This is a genomic window from Sulfitobacter sp. 1A15258, from assembly GCF_043557045.1.
GTDB lineage: Bacteria > Pseudomonadota > Alphaproteobacteria > Rhodobacterales > Rhodobacteraceae > Sulfitobacter > Sulfitobacter faviae.
Map to the genome: position 1 here is coordinate 194490 of NZ_JBIFFK010000005.1, position 15367 is coordinate 209856.

Sequence of the window (15367 nt, forward strand, 5' to 3'; positions counted from 1 at the left end):
TATGCACGCGGGGCAGGCCGATCCGGCTTCGCTTTACTTGACTTGGCCCGCACGGCCCCGCATGTAACCCCAAACCGATATGTCAGGAGCGCCGCATGGCCGCTAAGGAAAAAACCGGCAACGCCTTTGTCGAAACCATCAAGACAATCTTTTGGGCGCTGCTGATCGCCGGTGTCTTTCGGACTCTCTTCTTCCAGCCCTTCTGGATCCCCTCCGGCTCCATGAAAGAGACGCTGCTGATTGGTGATTTCCTCTTCGTGAACAAGATGGCCTACGGCTATTCCTATGCGTCCTGCCCCAGCTTGATGCTGCCCGGTGTCGGGATCGAGATTGACGCCAAGGATGTCTGCGGCGTCTTTGACGGCGATAACGAGCGTCTTTTCGGCTCCGAGCCTGAGCGCGGCGATGTGGTCGTCTTCCGTCATCCTGTCTCGGGCCGCGACTATATCAAGCGCCTGATTGGCCTGCCGGGGGACAAGGTGCAGATCAAAAACGGTGTCATCAGCCTGAACGGCACCCCGGTCGAGGTCGAAGATGCGGGCACTTTTGAAGAGGTCATGGCCCCCCAAGGCCCGCAACAACTGCGCCCGCGCTGCGAAAACGGCCCCGTGGGCCAAGGGGCGACCTGCGAAAAGAGCCGCCAGATCGAAACCCTGCCCAATGGCGTGTCCTACCCGACTCTGAACATCACCAATCAGCAGTCGGACAACACGGGCGTCTATACCGTGCCCGAGGGGCATTACTTCTTCATGGGCGACAACCGCGACAACTCTGCCGACAGCCGTCTGGCGCAGCGCGCCGGGGGCGTGGGGTTCGTGCCCTTTGAAAACCTCATTGGCCGCGCGGATCGCATCATGTTCAGCTCTGCCGGGCGTTCGATGCTGTTCTTCTGGACATGGCGCGGCGACCGCTTCTTCGAAGCTGTCAGATGAAACTAAGCGGAGACCTCAAAGCCTTCGAGACCCGGATTGGCCATCACTTTGCCAAGCCGGAGCTGCTGGTGCGCGCGGTGACCCATGCCTCCATGTCCTCGGCCAACCGCGATGACAACCAGCGGTTGGAGTTTCTGGGCGACCGGGTGCTGGGCCTTGTCATGGCCGAAGCGCTGCTGGCGCTTGATCCCGGCGCCAGCGAAGGCCAGTTGGCCCCGCGCTTCAACGCATTGGTGCGCAAGGAAACCTGCGCCGATGTGGCGCGTGAGATTGATCTGGGCAAGGTGCTCAAGCTCGGTCGGTCCGAGATGATCTCGGGCGGGCGGCGCAAGCAGGCGCTTTTGGGCGATGCGATCGAGGCGGTGATCGCCGCGGTCTATCTGGACGGTGGTTTTGACGCCGCCAAAGACCTCGTGCTGCGGCTTTGGGGCGACCGCCTCAAAACCGTCAAGGAAGACGCCCGCGACGCCAAGACCGCTTTGCAGGAATGGGCGCAGGCGCGCGGGTTGAACCCGCCGCGCTATGTGCAGACAGGCCGCAGCGGCCCGGATCACGCGCCCGTCTTTACCATTACAGCGCGGCTCGACAACGGTGCCGAAGCCGCTGCCACCGCACCCTCGAAACGCGCCGCCGAACAGGCCGCCGCCACCACGTTGCTGCGGCAATTGGAGAGTAACTCATGACCACCCGCGCCGGATTCGTCGCCCTGATCGGAGAGCCCAATGCGGGCAAATCCACCCTGCTAAACCGCATGGTCGGGGCCAAGGTCTCGATCGTGACGCACAAGGTTCAGACCACCCGTGCCCGCATTCGCGGCGTGGCGATGGAGGGCGATGCGCAACTGGTCTTCGTCGACACGCCGGGGCTCTTCCAGCCGCGCCGTAGGCTGGACCGCGCCATGGTCGCCGCCGCTTGGGGCGGGGCCGCGGATGCTGATGTGATCGTGCTGCTGATCGAGGCGCACCGCGGCGTGACCGAGGGCGTGGAACGCATCCTCGAAGAGCTCGGCAACATCGCCAAGGGCCGCCGCGTGGCGCTGGCGATCAACAAGATCGACCGCGTCGAGGCGCCGGTGCTGCTGGGGCTGGCCGAGAAGATGAACGAGCGGTTCGCGTTTGCCGAGACTTTCATGATCTCCGCCGAACGCGGCCACGGCACCGACACCCTGCGCGAATGGCTGGCGGGCGAGGTGCCGGAAGGCCCGTGGCTCTATCCCGAAGACCAGATCGCCGACCTGCCGATGCGCAACATCGCGGCCGAGATCACCCGCGAGAAATTGACCCTGCGCCTGCATCAGGAACTGCCCTACCAGCTGACGGTCGAGACCGAGAACTGGGAAGAGCGCAAGGACGGTTCCGCCCGGATCGACCAGTTGGTCTATGTCGTGCGTGACGGCCACAAGGGCATCGTGCTGGGCAACAAGGGCGAGACGATCAAGGCCGTGGGCAAGGCCGCGCGCGAGGAACTCGAAGAGTTCCTTGGCCGCAAGGTGCATTTGTTCTTGCAGGTAAAAGTCCGCGCCAACTGGCTGGAAGAGGCCGAGCGCTATTCCGAGATGGGCCTGGATTTCAAAGATGGCAATGACTGACGCCAGAGGTCTGCCATGGCCCGCCTGACCGCGCGCTTCTGGGTCGATGCCTATCTCGCGCGGTTGCGCCTGCAGGACATTCCGGCTTTCGTTGTGGCCCATGGCGATGACACCGGCGGCGCGGTGCTGGTGAAGCTGGCAACGCTCGATGGCCGCGCGGTGCTGTTCCAGCGTTCCTTCGATCTGATGAGCGGCGAACGTAAGTGGGTCGAACTGGCCGCGGGCGACGAGGGGGAGGTCGATGCCACCGTCTCGCGCCAGCGTAGCTTCGATCCCGACCTCTGGGTGATCGAGGTCGAGGACCGCGCCGGGCGGCACCTTTTGGACGAGCCGGGGTTGGCCTGATGGAATGGCGCGATCAGGGCATCCTGCTGAGCGCGCGGCGACATGGCGAGACCTCCGCCATCATTGAGGTCTTCACCCCCGCCCAAGGCCGCCACGCCGGCATCGTTCGCGGCGGCACCAGCCGCAAGATCGCGCCCAGCCTGCAGCCCGGTGCGCAGCTTGACGTGGCATGGCGCGCGCGGCTTGAAGACCATATCGGCGCTTTCACCGTCGAGCCGCTGCGCAGCCGCGCCGCCGTGGCCATGCAGGACCGTCTGGCGCTGGCGGGGCTGAACGCGGTCACCGGGCTCTTGGCCTTCTGCCTGCCCGAACGCGAGCCGCATCCGGCGCTTTACCAGCGGACTGAGGCGCTACTGGATATGCTGGGGCAGGGCGATGTCTGGCCGCTGGCTTACCTCAAATGGGAACTGCGCCTTTTGGAGGAAATGGGCTATGCGCTCGACCTCGACGCCTGCGCGGTGACCGGCGCGACCGAAGGGCTGATCTATGTCTCCCCCAAGACTGGGCGCGCAGTCTCGGCCAAGGGGGCGGGGGAGTGGGCGGATCGGCTCCTGCCCCTGCCGCCCGTGCTGCGCGGCGGCGCGGGCAATGATGCTGAGGTGGCGCAGGGGCTGCGGACGACGGGGCATTTCCTGACCGTGCATCTGGCGCGGGACTTGGGCGGCAAACCCCTGCCGGAAGCCCGCGCGCGCTTTGTCGATGCCTTTAGTCGGCGGCTTTGAAAACCAAACGTTCGCCGCTGTCGTCCGATAGGATCAGCGTGTCGCCCAGCACGTCTGAGATGGTCACCTCTGTCAGCGCATCCAGGAACGCCGTCTCGCCCGCAAGGTCGGGGCAAGCGCGGCGGGTGACGGCGATATGGCCGGTGTCGAACCACGGGTAGGGCACCGTCATCGCGGCGCTATAGGCGTTGCAGGGGGCCTGCCCGGCGATCTTGCCGGTCTCTGGGAAGGTTAGGGTCGCGCGAGCATCGAAGGGCTCGCCGTCCAACTCCACCAGATGCCAGGTCTTGTCGCCCGCGCCATAGGCTCGGACGGTTTCATCGCCTTGGCATTGCGGCAGGGCGCTGAGGGCGGCGAGGATCAGAAAGCTGCGCATGGGCTGTCCTTTGGGTTGAAGCGCCGCCTATGTCTCTGACATCGGCAGCGCTTGCAACCCCGGTGGATCACCCCAGAAGGCGGCGGGCGATAACCTGCGCCTGAATCTCGGCAGCGCCCTCAAAAATGTTGAGGATTCGCGCATCGCAAAGCACCCGGCTGATCTTGTACTCCAGCGCGAAACCGTTGCCGCCGTGGATTTGCAAGCCATTGTCGGCTGCCGCCCAAGCGACACGGGCGCCGAGCAGTTTTGCCATCCCCGCCTCCACGTCACAGCGGCGTCCCGCGTCCTTCTCGAAAGCGCTGTAGTAGGTCAGTTGCCGCGCTACCATCAGCTCCACCGCCATCATCGCCAGCTTGCCCGAGACGCGGGGGAAGTTGATCAGTGATTTGCCGAACTGCTTGCGGTCTTGGGCGTATTGCATCGAGATATCGAGCGCCGATTGCGCCACGCCGATGGCGCGGGCGGCGGTCTGGATGCGGGCGCTCTCGAAGGTCTCCATCAGCTGTTTAAAGCCGCGCCCCTCTTCGCCGCCGAGGAGGTTCTCGCCCTTCACCTCAAAACCGTCGAAGCCAAGCTCGTATTCCTTCATCCCGCGGTAGCCCAGTACCTCGATCTCACCGCCAGTCATGCCGGGGGTGGGGAAGGGATTGGCATCATCACCGGGCGTTTTCTCGGCGAGGAACATCGACAACCCGCGGTGATCGCTGGTTTCGGGATCAGTGCGCGCCAGCAGGGTCATCACATGGGTGCGCGCGGCATGGGTGATCCATGTCTTGTTGCCGGTCACCTTGTAGTCATCCCCGTCCTTAACAGCGCGGGTGCGCAGACTGCCGAGGTCGGAGCCGGTGTTCGGCTCGGTAAAGACCGCCGTCGGCAGGGTCTCGGCGCTGGCGATGCGGGGCAGCCATTTCTCTTTCTGCGCCTCGGTGCCGCCGCAGAGGATCAGTTCGGCGGCGATTTCCGAGCGGGTGCCCAGCGAGCCGACCCCGATGTAGCCGCGCGACAGCTCTTCGCTGACCACGCACATCGACGCTTTGGTCAGGCCCAGCCCGCCGTATTCTTCGGGGATGGTCAGGCCGAAAACGCCCATCTCGGCCAGTTCCTCGATCACCTCCATCGGGATCAGCTCATCCTTGAGGTGCCAGTCATGGGCGTGCGGCTCGACCTTTTCCACCGCGTAGCGGCGGAATTGGTCGCGGATCATCTCAAGCTCTTCGTCCAGACCGCTGACGCCAAAGGTCACATCGGCGCTACGTTCTTGCATCAGTTCGACCAGCCGGCTGCGCGCGGCTTGGGTGTTGCCCGCGCGGGTAAGACTGGTGATCGCGGGGTCGTTGAGCGCGGCCTCATCCTCGGCGCTCAACCCCAGATCTTGCAGGCGCAGCATTTCGCCTTGGTTCATCTGGATGCCGCCGCTGATCTGGCAAAGGTATTCGCCAAAGGCGATCTGGTGCAGCAGCTGCTCCACCTCGCCAAAGCGGCCTTCGCCTTGCAGACGTTCGGCCCAAAGCTGCATTTGCCGCAGGGCTTGGACATAGGTGGCGAGCCAAGCAAGCCCGTGGGCGGCGGTCTGATTGGCCTCGATCAGCTTGGCCGAAACCCGGTCGCCATCGCTCACCTGCGCGCGGACCGCGGCGGTGGCGGTTTCGAGCAACTGGTCGAGCGGCGGCAGGGCCGCGCCGGTCTGCCCGATCAGATCGTCGAGAATTACGCGATGCATCGTCATGTCCTGACCGTCATGTGCCATGGGCTGTCCTTTCTTGCTTGGGACAGGCATAGACCCTTCGCAGTCGCAGCACAACAAAGATACGTTTTGCTGCGGCATTTTGTTCTAATCTTGCGCAGTCATTTTTGACGTGCGGCCCCGGAGGAGGGTGCTATGTAACGGTATGAACAGTATTTTCCCCTTTCTCACCCCGTTCGAATTTTATGCTGCACTTGCAATCGGTCTTTGCGGTGGCTTCGTCAAAGGCGTGGTGGGCTTTGCCCTGCCGCTGGTGCTGATTTCCGGTCTCACGACCTTCATGGCGCCCGATCTGGCCTTGGCGGGGTTGATTCTGCCCACGGTGCTGGCCAACGCTTTCCAAGCGCTGCGGCAGGGGCCGCAGGCCGCGCTGCGGTCGATCAAGCTGTTTTGGGTGTTTCTGCTCTGCGGTGGCGTGATGCTGGTGCTCTCCGCCCAGATGGTGCGGCTGGTGCCGGCGACCGTGATGCTGCTGATGATCGGCGTGCCGGTGGTGCTCTTTGCGCTGCTGCAACTGTCGAAACATCAGTTTCATCTGGCCCAGCGGTCGACGAAGGTCGAGGCGCTGGTGGGCGGGTTTGCCGGGGCCGTCGGGGGGATTTCCGGCATCTGGGGGCCGCCTACGGTGGCCTATCTCACCGCGCTCGGGACCGCGAAACATGATCAGATGCGGATCCAAGGGGTGATCTACGGGCTGGGCGCGGTGGCGCTTCTCGTCGCGCATATCGGCTCGGGCGTTCTGAACGCGCAGACCTGGCCCTTCTCGGCGCTGTTGATTCTGCCGGTGATGCTGGGGGTTTGGCTCGGCAGCAAGGTGATGGACCGTGTTGATCCGGTGCTGTTTCGCAAGATGACTTTGGTGGTCTTGATGGTGGCGGGGTTGAACCTGATCCGGCGGGCGATTTTTTAATCGGTTGAAGTTGCCCCCCGGGCCCGGAAGCCGGCCGCAGGCACCGGGCCATCGCTTGCACGCGGGAAGGCGATGACCCTCAGGAAACGATCGCGACGCATCGTATGCAGCTAGGCGCTAGCATTGTCCGATTTTGAGTAGGGTGGGTTTGCGCTCTCATCGCTTCTTCGAAGCGACTGCCGCGCGTCACACCTTACTTCGTAAGGTGTTTGGTGGAGCCTAGCGGGATCGAACCGCTGACTCAGAGTAGCCGCGCAGCGGATGCGCGTCAGTCAGCCCATCTATCGGGCGACGCATAGCAAAATCGAAGCGGAGGGTGATGGTGGAGCCTAGCGGGATCGAACCGCTGACCTCCTGCATGCCATGCAGGCGCTCTCCCAGCTGAGCTAAGGCCCCATCGTGGATCGTGATCGTGTGATCCGGGTCGTTCTGTGGCGCTGTCTAGGCGCTGGCGGAGGCGGGATCAAGCGGAAAATTGACCCCGCCGCCGATTAATTAATCTTCGTCGTCCGACGCCACATCGGCGAGGTCGTCGAGCGGTACTGTATCGTCATCATCGTCGTCATCGTCGAGGATGTCGTCGTCCAGATCCACATCGACCGCGTCATCGTCATCCACCAGGGATTCTTCATCAGCCTTGTCGCCCTTCTTGGCTTTGGCTGTGACTGCATCCTCGGCGTCCGCCGCGATCATGCGCGACTTGGAATTGTCGACCTCGACCTCTTCGCCCGTGTAGGGGCTGATGATCGGATTCTTGTTGAGGTCATAGAAGCGCTTGCCCGTAGTGGGGCACAGGCGCTTGGTTCCCCATTCTTCGTTGGGCATGAAACACCCCTTTATAATATTGCTGTTGCGTGTAGATGATTCCGGCCAAGTGCCATATGAGGGGGGCACTGTCAAAGGCTTTGGCCTCTATCTAGGGACGTTGCTCCGGTAATGAAAGACCCTGTGCTGCCCGGCAACCCGCCGATTCCGCTGATCCTGCGCCGTTCGGCGCGCGCGCGGCGCATCTCACTGCGCATCTCGCAACTGGACGGGCGGGTGACCCTGACGATGCCGAAACGGCTGGCGGAGCGTGAGGCGCTGGCCTTTGCCGAAAGCAAGCAAGACTGGATTCGCCAACACCTCGCCGCGCGGGGTGAGGATGTGATCGTGGCCCCCGGGGCAGAGCTTCCGGTGGGCGGCAAGCTGCTGCGCGTCCGCGGCGGGCAGGGGAGGGGTGTGCGGATTGGCCCCGAAGAGATCCTCGTGCCCGGCCCGGAGGAAAGCCTGGGCAAACGTCTGGCCGCACACCTGCGCGAGGTGGCGCGGGACCGCCTCGCTGGGGCCTGCGATGATTACGCCGCGCTACTGGGCAAGCCCTATGCCCGCATCACCCTGCGCGATACGCGCTCCCGCTGGGGGTCTTGTTCCAGCGACGGGGCGCTGATGTTCTCTTGGCGGCTGATCATGACCCCGCCCGAGGTGCTGGACTATGTCGCCGCGCATGAGGTCGCGCATCTGGCACAGATGAACCACTCCCCCGCCTTCTGGGCCGCGGTCACGCGGATCTACGGCGATTATCAGGCGCCGCGCCAATGGCTGCGCGACCACGGCGGCGGGCTGCACCGCTATCGCTTCTAGGCCAGCGTGGCGAAACGCGCCTTCAGCAGCGCTTCGGCATATTCATCCTCGGCCGTGCTGTCGTGCACCACGCCGCCGCCCACGTTCAGCCGCAGCCGCCCCTCTGGGTGACAGGTCGCCGTGCGGATCGCCACGTTGAACTGCATCGCACCCGTGGGGGCGACCCAGCCCACTGCCCCGCAATAGGCATCGCGCGGGGCCGGCTCCAAGGCGCGCAGGATCTGCATCGCCCGGATCTTGGGGGCGCCGGTGATCGAGCCGCAGGGAAAAAGCGCGTGAAAAAGGTCGGTCAACCGCTTTCCCGGCAAGACCTGCGCCGTGATGCGCGAGGTCATCTGATGCAGGGTCTCATAGGTCTCGATCTCGAACAGTTTCGGCACCTCGACACTGCCCGCCTCGGCGATCCGGCTGATGTCGTTGCGCAAAAGGTCCACGATCATCAGGTTCTCGGCCATGTTCTTTTCCGAAGCCGCAAGGTCGGCGCACAGCTTCGCGTCCTCCGCAGCATCCCGCCCGCGCCGCGCCGTGCCCTTCATCGGACGGGCGGTGAGCTGTCCCTCGGCGGTGAGCGCAAAGAACAACTCCGGCGAGCGTGACAAAAGCACAGGGCCGCCAAGATCGACGAAAGCCCCATGTGCCACGCTTTGCCGCTGGCGCAGCCGGGCATAAAGCGCCGCTGGCGTCCCGGTATAGCGCCCCTCCATCCCGAAGGTCAGATTGGCCTGATAGATGTCCCCCGCGCTGATGAAGTCCTGCACCTCGGCAAAGGCGGCCTGATACTGCGCAAAATCCCAATCCGGCGTGAGCGCCGATAGGCTGGCATCACCCGCATCTTCGGCAAAACCATAAGCCTCAGGCGCATCAAAAACGCCGAAGCGCAGCAGGGGCAGCCCGCGCGCCGCGGTCATCAACTCACGTAGCTTGTGCGAGCCGAGATAGCCCAATTCATAACTCGCATAGCCCGCCAACCACGCGCCGCTTTCCTGCGCCGCTTCAAGTGCTGCAAAGGCCGCAGGCACCTCAGCCGGGGTATCGGCACTGATGATCCGCCGCGGCGCGGTGAAGGCCGTGCCGTGCCCCAGCGGGCCAGTGTCGAAAAGAACGCAAGGGCCAGCCATGGCGCGCCTTAAAAGTCCGCAGGCACGCGCATATCGCGCAGGGGCCGCACGATATCGATGGATTCTTGGTAAATCGGATGCGCCTTATAGGCGGCCAGCGCCTCGGCATCCGGGAATTCGGCATAGACGACCACATCCACATCCCCCGACAGCGCATCAACACGGGTGTTTTCGCAGATCTCGAAAGTCGTCGAATGCGGAATGTCGGCCAATTTCCAAAGCCCCGCCACGATCGTCGGAATGTCCTTGGGGTCTTTGGCCGAGAAAAAGACCACATGACGGATGAAGTTTCGTTTGGTCACGGCGCGTCTCCTTAAGGCAGTTTGACCTCCGATAAATCGCCGCAAGGCCCGCGACAACGGGTGATCGCGTCTTGGCTGCAAAATGCCGCGCTTGACGGGTGGCTGGTTTGTGATCACAACCGCATCATGAACCTGACCCCACGCCCTGTCGAGGCCACGCCGCTGGCCCATGATCGTGTCTACCGCCGCCTGCGCGCGCGGATCATGCATGGCGATCTGCCGCCCGGCCACGCGCTGACCCTGCGCGGCATCGGTAAGGAATATGAGGTCTCGATGACCCCGGCCCGCGAAGCGGTGCGGCGGCTGGCGGCAGAGGGGGCGCTGACCATGTCGACCTCCGGGCGCATCTCCACCCCCGAGCTCAGTAACGAGCGGATCGAGGAATTGGCCGCCCTCCGCGCGCTCTTGGAGGTCGAGCTTGCCTCACGCGCCCTGCCACGCGCCCATATGGCGCTGATCGAGCGGATGCAGACGATCAACACCAATATCGCCGAGGCCGTGGCCCATCGCGATGCCGTCAGCTACATCCGCACCAATCTCGAATTTCACCGCACGCTCTACCTGCGTGCCCAAGCGCCCGCTATGCTCGCCATGGCAGAAACGGTCTGGCTGCAACTCGGCCCCACCATGCGCGCGCTCTATGGCCGCCTGCGCCGGACCGAGCCGCCGCATTTCCACCGTCTGATCATCGCCGCCCTGCGCGCGGGCGATGAGCCGGGGCTGCGGCTGGCGGTGCGTTCGGATGTGACCCAAGGGCTGCGCATGCTGGCCAGCTGATCCCGCCCATGGCTTGACAGCCGGGCAGCAGCGGCGCATCAAAGGCATATGGAAAAGACCAGCTTCACATCTGTCTATTACCCCCGCTCCTGACCGGCGCGGCACCCTTTCCATATCCACAAGCCGCCACAGCGCGGCTTATCCTGTCTCCCTGTGGCCTCACAGAAAGAGACGACATGCCCCCCATTCGACCCGCCGCAAAATCCGACCTGCCGATGGTGCTCGATCTGGCCCACGCGCTGGCCGCCTACCACGGTGACACCGCCACCGTGACGCGCGCCGCGTTGGAACGTGACTGCTTCGGCCCCACACCCTGGGTGACCCTTCTGGTGGCCGAAGGCGCCACCGGCCTGCATGGCTATGCCGCGCTCTGCCCGCAGATGCAGTTGCAATTCGGCGCAAGAGGGATGGACCTGCACCACCTCTTCGTCTGCGACACGGCCCGCGGTCGCGGCATTGGCCGCGCGCTGGTCGAAGCGGCGCTGGACCACGCCCAGAGCCAAGGATGCAGCTATGTAACCGTGGGCACGGATACAAAAAGCCGGCGCGCGCAGGGTTTCTACCGCGCCGCCGGTTTCGATCAAATCACGCCCGATCCGCGTTTTCGGCGGCGGCTGGCTTAGGCTGCCAGCCCCTTGCGCCCCATCTCAAGGAACTTGGTCCGGCGTTCCTGAACCAGCGTCTTGCCGTCCTTGCCGTCAAGCTCCTTGAGCATCGCTTCGATCGACTTGCCCACGGCCTTGATCGATTCCTCGGCATGGCGATGCGCACCCCCCATCGGCTCAGGGATGATCTGGTCGATCACGCCAAGCGTCTTGAGCTCATCCGCTGTTAGACGCATCTGCTCGGCGGCCTCGCGCATCTTCTCGCTGTCTTTCCACAGGATCGAGGCACAGCCTTCGGGCGTAATCACCGAATAAACCGAATGCTCCAACATCGCGACACGGTTCGCCGTGGCGAATGCCACCGCCCCGCCAGAGCCGCCTTCGCCTACAATCACGCTGACCAAAGGCACGCCGATCTGCAGACATTTCTCGGTCGAACGGGCAATCGCCTCGGACTGGCCGCGCTCTTCGGCACCCTTGCCGGGATAGGCGCCGGGCGTGTCGACGATGGTAACCACCGGCAGGTTGAACTTGTCGGCCAGTTCCATCAAGCGCACCGCCTTGCGATAGCCCTCAGGCCGCGCCATGCCGAAATTACGCTCAATCCGGCTCTTGGTGTCATTGCCCTTCTCATGGCCAATCACCACGACAGGCGTATCATTGAACCGCGCCAACCCGCCCATGACGGCCAGATCATCGGCAAAGTTCCGATCCCCCGCCAAAGGCGTAAACTCGGTGAACAGCGCCTCGATATAATCCTTGCAATGGGGCCGCTCCGGATGACGCGCCACCTGACATTTCCGCCAAGGCGTCAAAGAGCCATAAAGGTCTTCGAGCATCCCGGCGGCTTTCTTATCCAGCGCGCGGGCCTCATCGGTGATGTCCATCTCTTCATTGGACCGGGCCAACGCCCGCAGCTCTTCCGCCTTGCCTTCGATCTCGGCCAGGGGTTTTTCGAAATCCAGATATTGGGTCATTGCATGCTCCGGCTTGTTGCCTGTGTATATGGAGCGCCGCGCGCCGGTTTGCAACGCGGGTTTGCAAGGCAGGCAAGCCCACGCCCCTCCCTCTTCATCCTTTTTCAAATACCCTCGGGGGTCCGGGGGCAGGGCCCCCGGCGGCTCGCCAAAAGCGCTTAGCTCCCGGCGATCATCTCGGACTGGCGTACGATCACCTCCGCCTGTTTGATGCTGGCGATATCCACCAAACGCCCCTTATAAACGGTGGCCCCTTCGCCCTTGGCCTTGGCCTCTTCCATCGCCGCGAGGATTTCGCGCGCCTCGGCCACGGCCTCTTGCGATGGGGTGAACACCTCGTTGCTCAGCGCCACCTGCTTGGGGTGGATCGCCCATTTGCCGACCATGCCCAAGGTGGCCGAGCGGCGCGCCTGTGCGCGGAAACCCTCGTCGTCCGAGAAATCGCCGAAAGGCCCATCAACTGGCAGCACACCATGGGTCCGACATGCCGCGACGATCGCCGCCTGTGCCCAATGCCACGGGTCCGACCAATGCTTCTGGTCGCCGCGCTGCATATAATAGTTCTCCTGCGTGCCCCCGATGCCGGTGGTCTGCATGCCCATCGACGCAGCGAAATCCGCGGCCCCGAGCGACATCGCCTGCAATCGCGGCGAAGAGGCGGCAATTTCTTCGACATGGGCGATGCCTGCCGCGCTTTCGATGATGACCTCGAAACTGATCTTCTTGCTGCGCCCCTTGGCTGTCTCGATCGCCGTTACCAGCGCGTCGACGGCATAGACGTCCGCCGCGCAGCCGACTTTCGGGATCATGATCTGGTCAAGCCGTTCGCCGGCCTGTTCCAGCAATTCCACCATGTCCCGGTACCAATAGGGCGTGTCGAGCCCGTTGATCCGCACCGACAGCGTCTTGTTGCCCCAGTCGACGTCAGAGATCGCGGCAATCACATTCGCGCGCGCACTGTCCTTGTCCGACGGCGCCACGCTGTCTTCAAGGTCGAGGTTGATCACATCGGCATCCGACGCTGCCATCTTTTCAAAGATCGCCGGGCGGGAGCCGGGGCCGAACAATTGGCAGCGGTTCGGGCGGGCAGGGGCGGCAGGCTGAATGCGGAAGCTCATGGGGCACCTATGGGTAATATTGTTTCATCGCGTGTCTTCATTCTGGTATGAAATTACGTCGCCAATCGCAAGGAGGTTTTCGCAGTTGCAGCATTACGAGAGGTTCGCCCCTCGGCGAATGCCGCGCACGAATTTTGCGCAGCCAAGGGTAATTTGCGGGAAATACAGCGCATTTGCATGCAGATGCGTCGACAACGCCACGCACTTGCGTATTCTCGCGCGCAATATGCGGACAAATTCAATGCCGGAGGCTTGCCATGATCAAAACCCCCTATCTGCTCTTTCTGGGCGACGCGCCTGACTCTCTGTCCGCCAAGGTCGCACAAGGCATCAAGGATTGGCGGCCCGACAATGCGGTCGGCCAGTTCCGCATGGCGGGCTGCAAGGCCGATCTCGGTCTGCAAGACATGACGCTGGCCGAAGCGCGTGAGGCGGGGGCCGAGACATTGGTCATCGGTGTCGCCAACCGTGGCGGTAAAATCAGCGCGGCATGGAAAGAGGTGCTGATTGAGGCGCTGAACATGGGCTTTGACATCGCCTCGGGCCTGCACAATCTGTTGCGCAACGAAGCCGATCTGGTGACGGCTGCCGAGGCCAACGGCACCACATTGCATGACGTGCGCGTGCCCAGCGTCGAATACCCCATTGCCGACGGCAAGAAACGCAGCGGCAAGCGGGTTCTGGCCGTGGGCACCGATTGCTCGGTCGGGAAAATGTACACCGCCCTCGCGCTGGACGAGGCAATGCGCGAGAAGGGCATGAAAAGCACCTTCCGCGCCACCGGCCAGACCGGCATCCTGATCACCGGCGAAGGCGTGCCGCTGGATGCGGTGATCGCCGATTTCATGGCCGGATCGGTGGAATATCTCACCCCCGCCAATGACGATGACCATTGGGACATCATCGAAGGGCAGGGCAGCCTGTTCCACGTCTCTTATTCCGGGGTGACTATGGCGCTGATCCACGGCGGCCAGCCCGATGCGCTGATCCTGTGCCATGAGCCGACCCGGACCCATATGCGCGGCCTGCCGGAATACAGCCTGCCCAGTCTCGAAGCGGTGCGCGACATGGCGCTGACGCTGGCGCAGGTGCCGAACCCCAACTGCAAAGTCGTCGGTATCTCAGTCAACACCTACCACATGTCCGAGGCCGAGGCGGATGCCTATCTGGCCGAGGTTGAAGAGCGTCTTGGCCTGCCTGCGGTCGATCCCTTCCGCCAAGGGGCGGCGCGACTGGCCGATGCGCTGGCGGCGCTGTGACCATGCAGATCGACGTTACCGCAGATACGTTCAAACTGGCGCAGGTCTTTACCATCAGCCGCGGCTCGCGGACCGAGGCCAAAGTGCTGACCGTCCGCGTGACCGAAGGCGGCGTGACCGGCTGGGGCGAATGCGTGCCCTACGCGCGCTATGACGAGACCCTCGAATCGGTCACGGCTGAGATCAACGGCCTGCCGGGCGATATCACCCGCCAAGCGCTCTATGATCTGCTGCCTGCCGGGGCCGCACGCAACGCGGTCGACTGCGCGCTATGGGATCTAGAGGCCAAACGCGCAGGCAAGCGGGTGTGGGAACTGGCCGGGCTGACCGCGCCGGGGCCAGAGATCACGGCCTATACCCTTTCGCTGGACGAACCCGAGGCAATGCGCGCGCAGGCGGCGAAACACAGCTACCGGCCACTGCTGAAGATCAAGCTCGGCACGCCTGACGACATGCCGCGGCTCGAAGCGGTGCGCGCCGGGGCGCCCGATGCCACCATCATCATCGACGCCAATGAGGGCTGGTCGGCTGAGGTCTATGCCGACCTCGCCCCGCATCTGGTCCGTCTGGGTGTGGCGCTGGTCGAGCAACCTCTGCCCGCTGGCGAAGACGACGCGCTTTTGGGAATGGAGCGCCCGGTGCCGGTCTGCGCGGATGAAAGCTGCCATGACCGCGCCAGCCTGCCCGGCCTCAAGGGCAAATACGATGTGGTGAACATCAAACTCGACAAGACCGGCGGGCTGACCGAAGCGCTTTCCTTGCGCGATGCGGCGCGGGCGGAAGGCTTCGAGGTCATGGTCGGCTGTATGGTCGGCTCGTCGCTGGCCATGGCCCCGGCGACACTGGTCGCGCAAGGGGCAAAGGTGGTGGACCTTGACGGCCCGCTGCTTCTGGCAGAAGACCGCGACAATGCTTTGAAATTCGACGGCGCGGGCGTGCATCCCCCCGCCGCAGCGCTCTGGGGGTGA

General features: G+C 63.8%; 18 protein-coding genes and 1 tRNA gene. 11 read left to right on the forward strand and 8 right to left on the reverse strand.

Annotation, left to right across the window (positions count from 1 at the left end):
• Window positions 1-95 precede the first annotated feature (95 nt).
• The 5 genes from lepB to recO are packed head-to-tail and all read left to right on the forward strand — an operon-like array spanning window position 96 to window position 3587.
• Window positions 96-932 carry a signal peptidase I gene (gene lepB, locus ACGYK9_RS12515; RefSeq protein ID WP_067264586.1) on the forward strand — a complete coding sequence of 279 codons (837 nt, stop codon included), beginning with the start codon at window positions 96-98 and terminating at the stop codon, window positions 930-932.
• Window positions 929-1615, forward strand: a complete 687-nt coding sequence (rnc, locus tag ACGYK9_RS12520; protein ID WP_394411137.1) for a ribonuclease III — start codon at window positions 929-931, stop codon at window positions 1613-1615. The genes lepB and rnc overlap by 4 nt, the downstream gene beginning before the upstream one ends.
• Window positions 1612-2520, forward strand: coding sequence for a GTPase Era (gene era / locus ACGYK9_RS12525; RefSeq protein WP_168612646.1), 909 nt, complete (start codon window positions 1612-1614; stop codon window positions 2518-2520). Before rnc ends, era begins: the two co-directional genes overlap by 4 nt.
• 15 nt (window positions 2521-2535) lie before the next feature.
• Window positions 2536-2865, forward strand: coding sequence for a DUF1491 family protein (locus tag ACGYK9_RS12530; protein ID WP_394411140.1), 330 nt, complete (start codon window positions 2536-2538; stop codon window positions 2863-2865).
• The gene (recO, locus tag ACGYK9_RS12535) at window positions 2865-3587 is read left to right on the forward strand and encodes a DNA repair protein RecO (protein ID WP_394411143.1); all 723 of its coding nucleotides are present in this window, start codon (window positions 2865-2867) and stop codon (window positions 3585-3587) included. Before ACGYK9_RS12530 ends, recO begins: the two co-directional genes overlap by 1 nt.
• Here the strand turns inward: recO and ACGYK9_RS12540 are convergent.
• Both ACGYK9_RS12540 and ACGYK9_RS12545 read right to left on the reverse strand, forming a co-directional pair.
• Window positions 3571-3963, reverse strand: a complete 393-nt coding sequence (locus tag ACGYK9_RS12540) for an META domain-containing protein (RefSeq protein WP_394411146.1) — start codon at window positions 3961-3963, stop codon at window positions 3571-3573. The two genes, recO and ACGYK9_RS12540, sit on opposite strands and share 17 nt — an antisense overlap.
• 67 nt (window positions 3964-4030) lie before the next feature.
• On the reverse strand, window positions 4031-5713 hold the full coding sequence (locus ACGYK9_RS12545) for an acyl-CoA dehydrogenase family protein (protein WP_394411149.1): 1683 nt from the start codon (window positions 5711-5713) through the stop codon (window positions 4031-4033).
• Between the two features lie 142 nt (window positions 5714-5855).
• On the opposite strand from ACGYK9_RS12545, the gene ACGYK9_RS12550 reads away from it, so the two are divergent.
• A complete protein-coding gene (locus ACGYK9_RS12550) occupies window positions 5856-6620 on the forward strand; it encodes a sulfite exporter TauE/SafE family protein (protein ID WP_271688395.1) in 765 nt (254 codons plus the stop codon).
• A gap of 320 nt (window positions 6621-6940) precedes the next feature.
• Here ACGYK9_RS12550 and ACGYK9_RS12555 read toward each other — a convergent pair.
• Window positions 6941-7016 (reverse strand) — tRNA-Ala (locus tag ACGYK9_RS12555).
• 99 nt (window positions 7017-7115) lie between these two features.
• Window positions 7116-7445: a TIGR02300 family protein gene (locus ACGYK9_RS12560; RefSeq protein WP_168613575.1), complete on the reverse strand. Its 330-nt coding sequence runs from the start codon at window positions 7443-7445 to the stop codon at window positions 7116-7118.
• A 111-nt stretch (window positions 7446-7556) separates the two neighbouring features.
• Here ACGYK9_RS12560 and ACGYK9_RS12565 point away from each other — a divergent pair, with 111 nt between their 5' ends.
• Window positions 7557-8243, forward strand: a complete 687-nt coding sequence (locus ACGYK9_RS12565) for a M48 family metallopeptidase (protein ID WP_394411153.1) — start codon at window positions 7557-7559, stop codon at window positions 8241-8243.
• Here ACGYK9_RS12565 and ACGYK9_RS12570 read toward each other — a convergent pair.
• Both ACGYK9_RS12570 and ACGYK9_RS12575 read right to left on the reverse strand, forming a co-directional pair.
• Window positions 8240-9361: an aminodeoxychorismate synthase component I gene (locus ACGYK9_RS12570; protein ID WP_394411156.1), complete on the reverse strand. Its 1122-nt coding sequence runs from the start codon at window positions 9359-9361 to the stop codon at window positions 8240-8242. The two genes, ACGYK9_RS12565 and ACGYK9_RS12570, sit on opposite strands and share 4 nt — an antisense overlap.
• 8 nt (window positions 9362-9369) lie before the next feature.
• Window positions 9370-9663 carry a Dabb family protein gene (locus ACGYK9_RS12575; RefSeq protein WP_007118141.1) on the reverse strand — a complete coding sequence of 98 codons (294 nt, stop codon included), beginning with the start codon at window positions 9661-9663 and terminating at the stop codon, window positions 9370-9372.
• A 126-nt stretch (window positions 9664-9789) separates the two neighbouring features.
• Here ACGYK9_RS12575 and ACGYK9_RS12580 point away from each other — a divergent pair, with 126 nt between their 5' ends.
• Entirely contained in the window at window positions 9790-10440 is a 651-nt protein-coding gene (locus tag ACGYK9_RS12580) for a GntR family transcriptional regulator (RefSeq protein WP_067264652.1), read from the forward strand.
• A gap of 176 nt (window positions 10441-10616) precedes the next feature.
• Window positions 10617-11063, forward strand: coding sequence for a GNAT family N-acetyltransferase (locus tag ACGYK9_RS12585; protein ID WP_394411159.1), 447 nt, complete (start codon window positions 10617-10619; stop codon window positions 11061-11063).
• Here ACGYK9_RS12585 and ACGYK9_RS12590 read toward each other — a convergent pair.
• Window positions 11060-12022 (reverse strand): acetyl-CoA carboxylase carboxyltransferase subunit alpha, encoded by a 963-nt coding sequence (locus ACGYK9_RS12590; RefSeq protein ID WP_394411162.1) that lies wholly within the window; start codon window positions 12020-12022, stop codon window positions 11060-11062. The genes ACGYK9_RS12585 and ACGYK9_RS12590 overlap by 4 nt on opposite strands.
• A 158-nt stretch (window positions 12023-12180) precedes the next feature.
• Window positions 12181-13140, reverse strand: coding sequence for an L-malyl-CoA/beta-methylmalyl-CoA lyase (locus ACGYK9_RS12595; protein WP_394411164.1), 960 nt, complete (start codon window positions 13138-13140; stop codon window positions 12181-12183).
• Window positions 13141-13397: 257 nt separating this feature from the next.
• Here ACGYK9_RS12595 and dgcN point away from each other — a divergent pair, with 257 nt between their 5' ends.
• Window positions 13398-14399: an N-acetyltransferase DgcN gene (dgcN, locus tag ACGYK9_RS12600; RefSeq protein ID WP_394411166.1), complete on the forward strand. Its 1002-nt coding sequence runs from the start codon at window positions 13398-13400 to the stop codon at window positions 14397-14399.
• 2 nt (window positions 14400-14401) lie between these two features.
• Window positions 14402-15367, forward strand: coding sequence for an N-acetyl-D-Glu racemase DgcA (dgcA, locus tag ACGYK9_RS12605; RefSeq protein ID WP_394411169.1), 966 nt, complete (start codon window positions 14402-14404; stop codon window positions 15365-15367).